This window comes from Arthrobacter sp. D2-10 (assembly GCF_054161285.1).
The window spans coordinates 2784702-2797568 of sequence record NZ_CP096431.1 but is presented as its reverse complement, the minus strand read 5'-3'; the positions used below and the strand labels follow the sequence as shown (position 1 = coordinate 2797568).

The following is a 12867-nucleotide window of genomic DNA, read 5'->3' as shown; positions in this document are numbered from 1 at the left end:
AGCGAAGAATTTGTGTCCCCCAGCAACCAATCCTATGTCAGCTGTGCCGCACGCCGCATCCGGTGGCGGGTGGGAAGTCCGCTGTCAGCGAGGCGTAAGCGTCAGCAATACTGCTTCGGGGCGACAGGCGAAACGGACTGGAGCAAAGCGGGACGTTCCAATGCCGGCAGAGACATTAAGCGGTACGGTCCTGCCGTTGTTCTCCCACTGCGTGAGGCCGCGGGCGCGCCAGGTGGGCAGGTCACAGTTGCTGACCAACGCGCCGTACCCGGGAATGCAGACCTGCCCGCCGTGCGTGTGGCCGGCAAGGATGAGCTGGGCCCCACCGTCGGTGAAAGTGTCCAAAACACGCTGGTAGGGAGCATGCGCGACGCCGACCCGCAGGTACGGCGCCTCGTGCGCTGTGCTGCTTCCGTTCGGGAAACCGACGAACCGGTCCCGGTTGAGGTGGGGATCGTCGACGCCGCTGAAGTCCAGGCGGGTACCCTTCAGGCCAATGGACTGCGACCGGTTGGTGAGGTCGACCCAGCCGGCGGACCCGAACCGGGCGAACATCTGCTGCCACGGCAGTTCCTTGAGCTGCTGGCCCGCAGTCGAGGACGGGCCGCCCAGGTATCTGAACGGATTTTGTAGGCGCGGAGCGTAGTAGTCGTTGGAGCCCGGAACGAAAACGCCGGGGAAGTCCAGGAGAGGCTCAAGGGCATCCAACAGTGGAGCGAGAGCCTTGGGATGACTGAGATTGTCACCGGTGTTGACCACCAGATCAGGCTGGAGTTCAGCCAGCCCCTTCAACCACTTCGCCTTCGCGGCTTGCCGGGGGACCATATGGATGTCCGAAAGGTGCAGGACCCTCAAAGGCCGGCTGCCGGCGGGCAGTATCGGAAGAACTTCCTCGCGGAGCCCGAACAGGTTTCGTTCAACAAAGGCCGCATATCCGGCAGTGGCAACCCCGGCCGCCGTGGTCAAACCAAGCGCAACGGCAGCGCCGTTGCGCAAGCCCCCTTTAGATGTCACCACGATCAGCCGTTGCCTCCGCCATTGCCGTTCCCGTTCCCATTGCCGTTACCGTTCCCATTGTTGCCTGAATTGTCCGGCGGCGTCACAGGTTGAGTGCTTCCTTCGGGGGCCGGGGGAACGATGGGCTGGAAGTTGCCCGCGTTGTTGGCGTTATTGCCATTGTTGTTCGAGGGCTGCGACGGCTCAATGGAACGGCCGCTGTTCAGCATGTTGGACGGCGGATCAGCGAATGGCTTCGGCTGGTACGAACCCCGGATCTGCTGCATGTAGCGCGCCCACGAAGGGGCCGCCACGAACGCGCCGTCGATCTCCTCGTAGATCCGTCCACCGATCTGCAGCTCGGACAACGTGCCGCTGTTGGCTTTCCAGTTACCTACCCAGCTGGCGGTGGCCATCGCGGAGTTGTAACCCATGAACCAGGTCTGCGAGCGGGCGTCGTTGGTTCCGGTCTTGCCCGCCATGGGGATATCGCCGAATTCGAGCAACTGGCCGGAGCCCCGCTCGATCACTTCCTGGGTGGCGTAGTTGACGCCGCGGGCCAGTTCCTTGGGTATGACCTGCTCGCAGGAAGGCTGCGGAACCGGGAAAGTGCTGCCGTCAACGGCCGTTACTTCGGTCAGTGCCCGCGGCTGGCAGGTGAGGCCCTCGGCCGCCAGACCGGCGAAGGCGGTAGCCATCGACATCGGGGAAACCTCGCTGCCGCCACCGATGAGTGCGGAAGGCTGCACCTGGAGCGGTGTGTATTCGCCGCTGGCGCTCTTACCGTCGTGGACGCCGAGCTTGGTGGCAATTTCAAACGGCTTGCACAGGTCGACTTCCTTAGCCGTGTACATGGTCACGGTGTTGTAGGACTGCGCCAGGCCTTCGAGAACGGTGTAGTTGCCGTAGTTGATGTCGCCGTAGTTCTGCGGCTCGTAACCCTCAGCGTCGGGCAGGACGTACTCACCGCCGGGCAGGCAACTGGCTTCCCACGTCTCACCCTGCTCGTACTTCTTCTTGCTTCCGTCGACGACGGTGTTCAGCGACCGGCCGTCCTCGAGCCAGGCGGCAACAACGAAGGGCTTGAACGTCGATCCGGGCTGGAATCCGCCCAGGCCGCCCAAGGGCCGGTTCGGGTCGCCGCCGGCGTACTGGTCCACATTGAAGTTGAGCACTGAGTCGCCTGGAGTTTCACCGGGCATGAACCGGGTGTTCTGTGCCATCACCAGGATGTCTCCGGTGCCCGGCTTCAGGCTCACCATGGAGTGGCCCACGGCGGCGTCGGTGGTCTCGCGGTTCGCGGTCTCGTTGATTGCGGTCTGCGCCGCAGCCTGTGCGCGCGGGTCCAGCGTTGTCTTGATCGTCAGGCCGCCGCGGTACAGAAGGTTCTCGCGGTCCTCGCGGGTCTCACCGTAGGCCGCATCATTGAGGATCAGGTGGGTGACATAGTCGCAGAAGTACGGTGCCTGTTCGGCACCGACACAGCCGTTCAGAACCGGCGTGATTGCCAGACCAAGGTCGGAGGCCACCGCGGCGTCGTACTCTTCCTGCGTGATCTTGCCGGTCTCCAGCATGCGCCCGATTACCAGGTTGCGCCGCTCCAATGCACGCTCCGGGTAAAGCTCGGGGCTGTAGAAGGTGGGACCGTTGACCACGCCGGCAAGCAGTGCCGCCTGCTGAACGTTCAGGTCTTTGGCTTCGACGTTGAAGAAGTACTTCGACGCAGCCTGGACCCCGTAGGTGTTGCCGGTGAACGGCACGATGTTCAGATAGCCCGCGAGGATCTCGTCCTTGCTCAGTTCCTTCTCCACCGCGATGGCGAGCTTGGCTTCACGAAGTTTGTCGCCCAGCGTCTTCTGGCCGCTGAACGTGATGTCGCCGCCGCTCTGCATGCTCGCGTCGATCAGTACGTTGTTGACGTACTGCTGCGTGATGGTGGATGCACCGCGTGTGGTGTCGCTGCTGATGTTGCTGATGGCCGCACTGATGATGCCCTGCAGGTCCACACCGCCGTGGTTGTAGAACTGGTCATCCTCGATGGCGATCAGCGCGTCCGTCATGTTTTCGGACACCTGCTCCAGCGTTACAGGCTGGCGGTTCTCCTCATACAGGGTCGCGATCAGGGATCCGTCAGAAGCCACGATCTTGGAGGGCTGGGCGAGCGCGCCACGCTCGAGCTCAGCCGGAAGATTCTCAAAGAACTGGATGGATGCGGACGCGCCGGTACCGGCGGCCGCAGCTACGGGGACAAGAAGACCTGCAGCAAGCACCCCACTCAATCCACTGATTCCTAGGAATGCAATGATTTTCCCCAGGGTGGTTGCCGTGTCAAAGAAAGGGGATTTACGAGCAGCCATGTGCTCCAGTTTACTAGCACACGCTACCCTGTGAGTCATGACCAAATGGGAGTACGCCACAATTCCGCTCATCATCCACGCAACGAAGCAGATCCTCGACCAGTGGGGCGAGGACGGCTGGGAGCTTGTGCAGGTTGTTCCGGGGCCTGACGGCAAGGGCCTGGTCGCGTACCTCAAGCGGCAGAAGAACGCGTAATGACCAGCGCTAACGGGGCAGTCTCCGCCGTCGAAAGCAGGCTCCAGGAGCTCGGGATCACGCTTCCGGAGGTGGCAGCCCCGGTTGCCGCCTACATCCCCGCTGTGGTCTCCGGCAACTATGTCTACACCTCCGGGCAGCTGCCCTTTATTAACGGCAAACTCCCAGCAACAGGAAAAGTCGGCGCGGCGATAGATGCGGACCAGGCCAAGGAATTCGCGGCCACCTGTGCAGTCAACGCCCTCGCTGCCGTGAAGTCGCAGATCGGGGACCTCGACCGGGTAACCCGGATCGTCAAGGTCGTCGGTTTCGTTGCATCGGAGCCGAGCTTCACCGGTCAGCCTGGAGTGATCAACGGAGCTTCCGAGCTGCTTGGAAGCGTGTTCGGCGAGGCCGGCGCCCACGCGCGTTCCGCCGTCGGCGTTGCGGTACTACCATTGGATGCGCCCGTAGAAGTCGAAATCATCGCGGAGTTCGTCTAGTTTCGTGAACCGTTCAAGCACCAGGCTCTTTCCAGTCCCGGATGAGCAGCAGGGCGCCGCCCGTAGTTGGATCGACCACGGCGAACGCACCCCCATGAAGCCACGGCCAGCATCGTCGGTCGTGCTGATCCGCGACGCTCCGGTGGGCACGGAGGTCTACCTCTCCTATCGGCGGGGGGAGTCTCCGCTCGGCGTAGTCGCCTTCCCGGGAGGCAGCGTGGAAGAGCACGACGACGATCCGGTTGCCTGGTTCGGTCCCTCGCCCGCGCAATGGGCGGCTGCTTTGGCCACACCGGATCATCACGTGGCCCGCCGCTTCGTGGTTGCCGCGATTCGGGAGCTGTTCGAAGAGACCGGTGTACTGCTCGCAGGCCCGGACCCCTCGAGCCTCGTGGAGGGAACCCGACATCCTCAGTGGATGGAGGCGCGTGAGGCGATGGCTGCCGGGGAGAAGACTTTCGCCGAAATTCTCGGCAAACGGGGTTTGGGTCTGCGGACAGATCTCATTAAACCCCTGTCCGCCTGGCTCAGCCCTGACTTTGCGCACCGGCGTTTCGACACCCGCTACTTTGCGGCCGCGCAGCCTGTGAATCAGGAACCCACCCTGCTTGCCAGCAAGGGCGTGTGGGGGCAGTGGCGGTGGTCGGCGGACGAAATCAGGCAGCGCAACACCACTACGCTCGGTGATGACGTTGGTCAGCCAAACACTGTCGGCAAGACGCTGAGCGAACTGACTGTGCCCGCCGTCGAACTCATCCTCGAGAAGATCGGCTCTTCGCGGGGGTGTATTGCCTACCTGTCCCACAAGAGGCCCATGAAGGTGTTCTCGCCCCGCCTGATCGAAACGGACGGCGAACCCAAGGTCGAAGTCGAGTGTTCAACCGCCACTGAAGGTTCCGAACAGCGCGGCCGCTAGCCCCGTTTCCCTTGCAAAGACGCCGACGGCGGGCGGTCACCGGCGCAGCTGCAGCTGACTGCCATGGGCGACCACCCGCCGTCGTAAGTCGGGGAGGGACGAGGCTTAGCGGCTCCGCTGGCGCAGGCGCTGGATGTCGAGAATGACGACGGCGCGGGCCTCCAGGCGCAGCCAGCCGCGCTGAACGAACTCGGCCAGGGCCTTGTTCACGGTCTCGCGGGAGGCGCCCACCAGCTGGGCAAGCTCTTCCTGCGTGAGTTCGTGGGCGACAAGGATGCCGTCTGTTGCCGGACGACCGAAGCGGTCCGCGAGATCCAGCAGGGCTTTGGCCACGCGCCCGGGAACGTCGGAGAAGACCAGGTCTGCCAGTGACTCGTTCGTACGGCGCAACCGGCGGGCCAACGCCTGCAGCAGCTGGGCGGATACCTCGGGGCGGGTTTCCAGCAGTGCGCGCAGGTTCTCGTTCTTCAGGCCCGCGAGGCGCGTTTCGGAGACAGCGGTGGCCGTGGCGGTTCGGGGACTTGGGTCGAAGAGCGCCATTTCGCCGAAGAGTTCGCCGGGGCCGAGGATTGCCAGCAGGTTCTCGCGACCGTCCTGAGCGGTGCGGCCGAGCTTGATCTTGCCGGAGACTATGAAGTAGAGCTGGTCGCCCTGGTCGCCCTCCCGGAAGACCGATGCGCCGCGGGACAGATCCACCTCTGTCAGCTCGTCGGTGAGTGCCGCAAAGACCTCGTCGCCGAGCGAAGCGAAAAGGGGCGCCCTGCGCAGAACCTCGATATCCATGAAATCTCCTATGTATGGTGCAGAACCAGCAAGTTTCCGTTTTTTCCATCTTGCCGTACGCAGAGACGTTGTGACACCTGCTACACGCGTGTTCGCCGCTGGGGTAGGGGAAATCACTCCAACACGTTTCCCGGGACACGTTCCCGGCTGATTGTCAGGCCCGGACCGTAGAATCGAAGGTCAGCAGGGGAAGTACGGCGCTTCCTGGAAGGGGAGTGGCGTGTTCGGCTTTACGCTCCTGGACATCATTCTGATCCTGGTGCTGATCGGGTACCTGATCACCGGGCTCAAGAACGGTTTCCTGGTCACGCTCGGCGGCATCATCGGGTTCGCTGCTGGTGCCGTGGCGGCCTTCTTCGCCATCCCACTGGTGAGCGCCTGGGTGACGGATGACGCCTGGCGGCTGGCAGCAGTCATCGCTACAGCGCTGATTCTCGTCATCATCGGCCAGGCACTCGGTGCAGGGTTGGGCCGCGCGCTGAGCAGCAGGGCAGGTTCCGTGCCTATCCGCGTCATCGACCGGTTGCTGGGAGGCGTAACCAACGTCGTCGTGGCTGCGTTGGTGCTTGCCATGCTTGCGTTCAGCATCAGCACCATGGGTGTGCCGTTACTGTCCCAGTCGATCGCCTCATCGAAGGTAATCACCACCATCGACACCGTAACGCCCTCGCCCGTTCGTGCCTGGATGGCAGAGGTGCGCTCAATCGCCGTCGCTGACGGCATACCCACGCTGCTGGAGGGGGTAGCGCCCGCCACTCCTGCTCCGGTGCCTGACGCGTCGGTCGACACTCCCGAGCTTGCGGCTGCTTCTCAGTCGGTACTGCGCATCGCCGGAACGGCATTTCAGTGTGGACAGAACCAGACCGGGTCCGGGTTCATTGTGGCGCCCGGCCGGGTGGTTACGAACGCCCACGTGGTAGCAGGAGTGAACCAGCCGGTCGTAGAGGCTCCCGGCGGCGGAGCAGTGCCCGGAAGCGTGGTGTATTTCGATCCCGTCCGGGATATTGCCGTGATCGCCGTGGATGGACTGGACCGCGCACCCCTCGCCCTCGGCGAAGCGCTGGACACCGGGGATACTGCTGCATTCGCCGGGTATCCCGCAGGCGGTCCGTTCCAGATCCAGCCGGCAAGCGTGCAGAACCGGTCGGATGTGCTCGTCGAGAACATTTACGGTGCCGATCCCACAGCAGTTGACGTCTACACCCTTGCCGCCAACGTCCAGCAAGGGAACTCGGGAGGACCGCTTCTGGACCTGCAGGGGCGCGTCGCGGGGGTCATCTTCGCGAAGTCGACGTCGGATGTCCCCGTCGGATATGCCCTCACGCTCGACGAGCTCCGCCCCGTCGTCGAGCAGGCATCAGGTCTCAATGAGCCTGTGTCCGCGGGACAGTGCACGGAGCGCTAGCGGGAATCCGCTCAACCAGGTGAACTCGCTTAACCAAATCGTGATGGCTTGCTGTCGGGAAATACTGCGTAGCTCGCGGCTGAGAGTTAGGCTCGTCACATTAGGCAACACGGCACACCCGTGCGCCGCTCGGGCACATTGACGTGCCCGCCAGATCACAGATCATCAGGAGCGCTCAATGTTCACAAGCAATTCGGCGCGGGGGGTGTTTCCCACAAGGAAGCGCGCTGCCGCCTTCACCGCAGGAGCAGCCATCAGTGCATTGCTGCTCAGCGGTTGCGTCCAAAGCCAGCGTGAGGAAGACGGCGGTGCGGGTGCGGAGGGCGAGGTCGACTCGACCTTCGTCTTCGCGGCATCGTCAGACCCCGCCTCGCTTGATCCTGCGTTCGCGAGTGATGGCGAGTCCTTCCGCGTCAGCCGCCAGATCTTCGAGGGTCTTGTCGGCGTGGAACCCGGCACCGCCGACCCTGCGCCGTTGTTGGCCGAATCCTGGGAAACGTCTGAAGACGGCCTTTCCTACACCTTCCAGTTGAAGGAAGGCGTGACGTTCCACGACGGCAGCGAATTCAACGCAGAGGCTGTCTGCTTCAACTTCGATCGGTGGTACAACTTCACCGGTCTGGCGCAGGCCCCGTCAGTGTCCTACTACTACAACAACCTCTTCCGCGGGTTCGCTGATTCGCCGGATGCCGCAGTTTACGAATCCTGTGAGGTGAACGGTGACCTCGAGGCCACCGTTACCCTGGCCAAGCCGTTCGCAGGGTTCATCCCGGCACTGTCCCTTCCCGCGTTCGCCATGCAGAGCCCAACGGCGCTGGAGGAGTTCGGCGCTGACGACATCGGTGGTTCTGCCGAGGCTCCCCAGTTGAGTGAGTACGCACAGGGCCACCCCGTCGGCACCGGGCCGTTCAAGTTCGATTCCTGGAACGTCGGCGAGGACCTCACCGTCTCGGCCAATGAAGAGTACTGGGGTGAGCAGGGCCAGGTGCAGACGGTAATCTTCCGAATCATCGACGATCCGCAGGCACGCACCCAGGCTCTCCAGGCGGGAACCATCGACGGTTTCGACCTCGTGTCGCCGGCCGACATTCCGGTACTGGAGGAAGAGGGCTACAAGATCATCGCGCGTGATCCGTTCACGATCCTCTACCTCGGTCTCAACCACACGGTCGAGGAGCTAAGCGATCCGCTGGTGCGCCAGGCAATCCACCACGCAATCGACAAGCAGGCCCTGATCGATCAGACCCTTCCTGAGGGAACCAAGGTGGCAACCCAGTTCATCCCCGACGTAGTTGACGGCTACAACGAGGACGTCACCACCTACGAGTACAACCCGGAGCGGGCCAAGGAACTTCTGGCCGAAGCTGGGTACCCGGACGGCTTCGAGGTTCAGTTCAACTACCCGACTGACGTATCGCGGCCATACATGCCTACCCCGGAGCAGGCATTCACCAACCTCAGCGCACAGCTGGGTGAAGTCGGCATCACCGTGACGCCGGCGCCTGACGTCTGGACCCCGGACTACCTTGACCGCATTCAGGGCACCGAGAACCACGGTATCCACCTCCTCGGCTGGACCGGCGACTACAACGACACCGACAACTTCATCGGCGTCTTCTTCGGTCAGGAGAAGCCGGAGTTCGGCTTCGACAATCCGGAACTGTTCGAGGCTCTCAGCGAGGCCCGCGGCATGACTGACCGTGAGGAGCAGACGGAGTTGTACAAGGAGATCAACGAGCAGATCGCCCAGTTCAACCCGGCGATCCCGCTGGCGCACCCCGCGCCGTCGCTGGCCTTCGCTCCCCGGGTGGATTCCTACCCTGCGAGCCCGGTCAACGATGAAGTCTTCAACATGATCGAACTGAACGAGTAACAACACTGGCGGAGGGACCGGCCCCAAGCGGGTCCCTCCGCTTTTGTTTGCTCTCGTTCACTCGGTGCCGCACTGTTGAAAGGACATCGTGCTTCGCGTCATAGGTAAACGTCTCGCCCTGCTGGTTCCCACCCTCTTCGGACTGTCAGTCCTGCTCTTCCTCTGGGTGCGCAGCCTGCCGGGTGGGCCTGCTACGGCCCTGCTGGGTGAGCGGGCGACCCCCGAGGCGGTCGCCAGGGTCAACGAACTCTACGGCTTCGACCAGCCGCTGCTGACGCAGTACTTCACCTATATGGGCAAACTGCTCCAGGGTGATTTCGGTACATCGATCATCACGGGCCGTCCCGTCCTGGAGGAGTTCGCCACCCGTTTCCCGGCCACCATCGAACTCAGCGTGGTGGCCCTGATCTTCGCGATCGGCATCGGTATCCCCTTGGGCTACCTCGCTGCACGGCACTACGGGAAGCTCGCAGACCACGGCTCGGTGGTCCTCAGCCTGATCGGAATCACCATTCCGGTGTTCTTCTTGGCCTTCATCCTGAAATACCTGTTTGCTATCCAGTGGCCCATTCTGCCGCCGGACGGCCGGCAGAACCCCAGGATCAATGCCACGCATGTCACGGACTTCTATGTCCTGGACGGACTGCTGACGGGCGAGTTCGACGCCGCCTGGGACGCCTTCCTGCACCTCATCCTCCCGGGTCTTGCCCTTGGAACCATTCCCCTGGCCATCATCGTCCGCATCACGCGCGCTTCGGTGCTGGAGGTGCAGAACGCCGATTACGTGCGGACCGCACGCGCGAAGGGTCTGATGGAGAAGACCATCCGGGGCAGGTTCATCCTTCGCAACGCGATGCTGCCGGTTGTCACCACCATCGGGCTGCAGACCGGCCTCCTGATTTCGGGTGCGGTCCTCACCGAAACGGTGTTCGCCTTCAATGGCATCGGCAGGTTCCTTCGAGATGCCATCTTCGAACTCGACTACCCGGTACTGCAGGGGTTCATCATCTTCATCGCTGTCCTGTACGCCCTGATCAATCTCATCGTTGACATCTCCTACACCATCATCGATCCAAGGGTGCGTGTGCAATGAGCAATACCCTGCCTCCCGCGGCCGGCGGGGAGGTCTCCCCGGCCACAGCAGACCCGGCACTCGCCGAAGGCGGGGGTACCGGCCTTTGGAAGGATGCATTCCGCAGACTGCGCCGTAATCCCCAAGCCATCGCCGGAGCGGTGATCATCGGCTTGTTCCTGCTCGTGGCGGCGCTTGCACCGATCCTCGCTCCCTTCGGCGGCGAAGAACTGCCTGGCCGTACCGAGATCAGGCCCACCAATATTCCGGGGCCGGGGGAGCTCCCGGAGTATCCGCTCGGCCTGGACCGGTTCGGCGGTGACGTGCTCTCCAAGCTCATCTGGGGTGCCCAGGCGTCCCTGCTGATCGGTGTGATTTCGACGGCGATCGGCCTTGCCGGCGGTATGCTGCTCGGCCTGCTGGCCGGCGGTCTGGGCGGCTGGGTGGACAGCGTCATCATGCGCTTCGTGGACATCCTGCTGTCCGTTCCCAACCTGCTGCTCGCGGTGAGCATCGCGGCGATCCTTGGTCAGGGGCCGTACGCGATCATGATCGCCATCGGTGTCTCCCAACTACCGATCTTCGCCCGTCTGCTCCGTTCGTCCATGCTCTCGCAGCGCGGATCCGACTACATCCTCGCGGCGCAGACCCTCGGCCTGAGCAAGCGCACCATCACCATGAGCCACCTGCTGCCCAACAGCGTGGGCCCGGTGATCGTGCAGGCTACGCTGTCTCTCGCAACGGCGGTGATCGACGCGGCCGCCCTGTCCTTCCTGGGGCTCGGCGGCGGACTTCCGCAGACAGCCGAATGGGGTCGCATGCTCACCTACGCCCAGGCTGAACTGGCTTCATCGCCGTACCTGGCCTTCCTGCCCGGCGCGTGCATTGCCATCACGGCACTCGGCTTCACGCTGCTGGGGGAGTCACTGCGCGAGGCGCTGGACCCGAAGACCCGCCAGAAGTAACCCCTCAAATACGACGGCGGCCGGTTACCTTCGCTTCGAAGGTGACCGGCCGCCGTCGTACTTTGCTTCCGTGAGGGTCAGGCGATGTTGAGCTCGTTGCCTGGGATCGAGGCGAGGAGCTTTCGCGTGTACGGGTGGCGTGGGTTCTGGAAGACCTCCTCGGAGCTGGCCGCTTCAACCAGCTCGCCGTCCTTCATGACGCACACGTAGTCGGAGATGAGCCGGACCACCGCGAGGTCGTGGGAGATGAACAGGTAGCTCAATCCGAGCTCCGATTGCAGGTCTCCCAGAAGCTTCAGGATCTGGGCCTGAACCAGCACGTCGAGCGCGGAGACCGGCTCATCGCAGATGATCAGCTCGGGCTTGAGCGCCAGGGCCCGGGCGATCGCGACACGCTGGCGTTGCCCGCCGGAGAGCTCGGAGGGGTAGCGCCGCAGCGCGTTGTGCGGCAGGGATACCTGGTCCATGAGCTCGCGCACGCGGGCAGCGCGCTCTGTCCGGGAGCCCCGCTTGTAGGCGTTCAGGGGTTCCTCGACAATCCGTTCAATCGTGAACATCGGGTTCAGTGACGAGTACGGGTCCTGGAATACCGGTTGGACGCGCTGCCGGAAGTCGTCGAGCTGCTTCTTGTCGAGCGTCGCCACGTCCATCCCGTCGAAGGTCATGGTGCCGGAGGTTGGCTCGATGAGTTTGAGGAGCATGCGCGCCGTCGTGGTCTTGCCGGAGCCGGACTCGCCGACGATGGCAACGGTCTGCCCGCGCGGGATGTCCAGAGTGACGTTCTTCGCGGCGTAAAAGTCCTCGGAACTGCCGCGTCGCTTGTAGATCTTCGTCAGGTCCCGGATCTCGACGATGTTGTTGGTCGGAGCGGCGTCTACTGCAGCGTCGGCTTCAGCCTGGTGTTCTTCGAAGGCGGCCTGCGCCACGGCGACGCGCTTCCCGGCGTCGTCTGCATAGGCGCCGGGACGCAGCCTGATCGCCGCCACGCTCGGCGCGGCACGAACCAGCGACTGCGTGTAGGGGTGCCTGGGGTCGTTGAGGAGCTGTGCCGCCGGACCTGTTTCCACGACGCGGCCGCGGTGCATTACCACCAGTTCCGATGCGCGCTCCGCCGCGAGCCCCAGGTCATGGGTGATCAGGAGGACCGACGTGCCGAGCTGCTCCGTCATGGTGTCGATCTGGTCGAGGATGGTGCGCTGCACCGTGACGTCCAGAGCGCTGGTGGGCTCGTCGGCGATCAGGAGCCGCGGGCGGCAGGCCATGCCGATGGCGATCAGGGCGCGTTGGCGCATGCCGCCGGAGAACTCGTGGGGGTACTGCTTGGCTCGTTCACGTGCGTCCGGGAGGCCTGCAGCTGAGAGCACCTCGACCACGCGATCCTTGACGTTCTTCTTGTCCGCGAGCCGGTGCACCAGCAGGGTCTCAGCTACCTGGGTCCCGATTTTCGCCACCGGGTTGAGGTTGGACATCGGGTCCTGCGGCACCAGTCCGATTGAGCGTCCCCGGATTGTGCGCATGGCCGACTCGGGGAGCGGCACCAGATCACGGCCTTCGAACAGGATGCTTCCCCCGGTGACCCGCCCGTTGCCGGGGAGCAGCCCGATACAGGCCATCGCCGTCGTCGACTTGCCGGAACCGGACTCACCCACGATCGCCAGAGTCTTCCCCCGATGGAGGGTGAAGCTGGCGTCCTCTACGGCATGCACTTCGCCGTAGGTGGTTCGAAAGCTGACCGCCAGGTTCTTCACCTGGAGCATGGGGGCATTCTCGGCGGGATCGGCGGCACTGCCTGAGGCATCCATGGGTGTGATGTGCGTCATGG

Annotated in this window: 11 protein-coding genes; 7 read left to right on the top strand and 4 right to left on the bottom strand. The window is 63.6% G+C overall.

Features of this window, described 5'->3' with window-relative positions:
* Positions 1-84: 84 nt before the first annotated feature.
* Together M1D74_RS13125 and M1D74_RS13120 are read right to left on the bottom strand one after the other, a co-directional pair.
* On the bottom strand, positions 85-1017 hold the full coding sequence (locus M1D74_RS13125) for a metallophosphoesterase (RefSeq protein ID WP_309070562.1): 933 nt from the start codon (positions 1015-1017) through the stop codon (positions 85-87).
* A 2-nt stretch (positions 1018-1019) separates the two neighbouring features.
* Positions 1020-3353 (bottom strand): transglycosylase domain-containing protein, encoded by a 2334-nt coding sequence (locus M1D74_RS13120; protein ID WP_309070561.1) that lies wholly within the window; start codon positions 3351-3353, stop codon positions 1020-1022.
* A 37-nt stretch (positions 3354-3390) separates the two neighbouring features.
* Here M1D74_RS13120 and M1D74_RS13115 point away from each other — a divergent pair, with 37 nt between their 5' ends.
* From M1D74_RS13115 to M1D74_RS13105, 3 genes are read left to right on the top strand one after another with little or no spacing between them, the layout of a single operon-like run.
* A complete protein-coding gene (locus M1D74_RS13115) occupies positions 3391-3549 on the top strand; it encodes a DUF4177 domain-containing protein (RefSeq protein WP_309070560.1) in 159 nt (52 codons plus the stop codon).
* Positions 3549-4031 carry a RidA family protein gene (locus M1D74_RS13110; RefSeq protein WP_309070559.1) on the top strand — a complete coding sequence of 161 codons (483 nt, stop codon included), beginning with the start codon at positions 3549-3551 and terminating at the stop codon, positions 4029-4031. Before M1D74_RS13115 ends, M1D74_RS13110 begins: the two co-directional genes overlap by 1 nt.
* A 4-nt stretch (positions 4032-4035) precedes the next feature.
* Entirely contained in the window at positions 4036-4947 is a 912-nt protein-coding gene (locus tag M1D74_RS13105) for an NUDIX hydrolase (protein WP_309070558.1), read from the top strand.
* Between the two features lie 105 nt (positions 4948-5052).
* Here M1D74_RS13105 and M1D74_RS13100 read toward each other — a convergent pair whose 3' ends face one another.
* Complete coding sequence (locus tag M1D74_RS13100) at positions 5053-5730, bottom strand: Crp/Fnr family transcriptional regulator (protein WP_026544229.1); 678 nt, start codon at positions 5728-5730, stop codon at positions 5053-5055.
* A gap of 220 nt (positions 5731-5950) precedes the next feature.
* On the opposite strand from M1D74_RS13100, the gene M1D74_RS13095 reads away from it, so the two are divergent.
* The 4 genes from M1D74_RS13095 to M1D74_RS13080 all read left to right on the top strand — a co-directional run bounded on the left by M1D74_RS13095 (position 5951) and on the right by M1D74_RS13080 (position 11045).
* A complete protein-coding gene (locus M1D74_RS13095; protein ID WP_309070557.1) occupies positions 5951-7135 on the top strand; it encodes a MarP family serine protease in 1185 nt (394 codons plus the stop codon).
* Positions 7136-7313: 178 nt separating this feature from the next.
* Positions 7314-9008, top strand: a complete 1695-nt coding sequence (locus M1D74_RS13090) for an ABC transporter substrate-binding protein (RefSeq protein ID WP_309124337.1) — start codon at positions 7314-7316, stop codon at positions 9006-9008.
* 88 nt (positions 9009-9096) lie between these two features.
* Positions 9097-10101: an ABC transporter permease gene (locus M1D74_RS13085; protein WP_309070555.1), complete on the top strand. Its 1005-nt coding sequence runs from the start codon at positions 9097-9099 to the stop codon at positions 10099-10101.
* Entirely contained in the window at positions 10098-11045 is a 948-nt protein-coding gene (locus tag M1D74_RS13080) for an ABC transporter permease (RefSeq protein WP_309070554.1), read from the top strand. Before M1D74_RS13085 ends, M1D74_RS13080 begins: the two co-directional genes overlap by 4 nt.
* A gap of 77 nt (positions 11046-11122) precedes the next feature.
* Here the strand turns inward: M1D74_RS13080 and M1D74_RS13075 are convergent, their stop codons facing one another.
* The gene (locus M1D74_RS13075; RefSeq protein WP_458115558.1) at positions 11123-12865 is read right to left on the bottom strand and encodes a dipeptide ABC transporter ATP-binding protein; all 1743 of its coding nucleotides are present in this window, start codon (positions 12863-12865) and stop codon (positions 11123-11125) included.
* Between the last annotated feature and the right edge of the window lie 2 nt (positions 12866-12867).

Bases quoted from the DNA above. Each gene is read 5' to 3' on its own strand.
- M1D74_RS13120 (WP_309070561.1), bottom strand. From the start codon at position 3,353: ATGGCTGCTCGTAAATCCCCTTTCTTTGACACGGCAACCACCCTGGGG.
- M1D74_RS13080 (WP_309070554.1), top strand. From the start codon at position 10,098: ATGAGCAATACCCTGCCTCCCGCGGCCGGCGGGGAGGTCTCCCCGGCC.
- M1D74_RS13115 (WP_309070560.1), top strand. From the start codon at position 3,391: ATGACCAAATGGGAGTACGCCACAATTCCGCTCATCATCCACGCAACG.
- M1D74_RS13100 (WP_026544229.1), bottom strand. From the start codon at position 5,730: ATGGATATCGAGGTTCTGCGCAGGGCGCCCCTTTTCGCTTCGCTCGGC.
- M1D74_RS13090 (WP_309124337.1), top strand. From the start codon at position 7,314: ATGTTCACAAGCAATTCGGCGCGGGGGGTGTTTCCCACAAGGAAGCGC.
- M1D74_RS13110 (WP_309070559.1), top strand. From the start codon at position 3,549: ATGACCAGCGCTAACGGGGCAGTCTCCGCCGTCGAAAGCAGGCTCCAG.
- M1D74_RS13075 (WP_458115558.1), bottom strand. From the start codon at position 12,865: ATGACGCACATCACACCCATGGATGCCTCAGGCAGTGCCGCCGATCCC.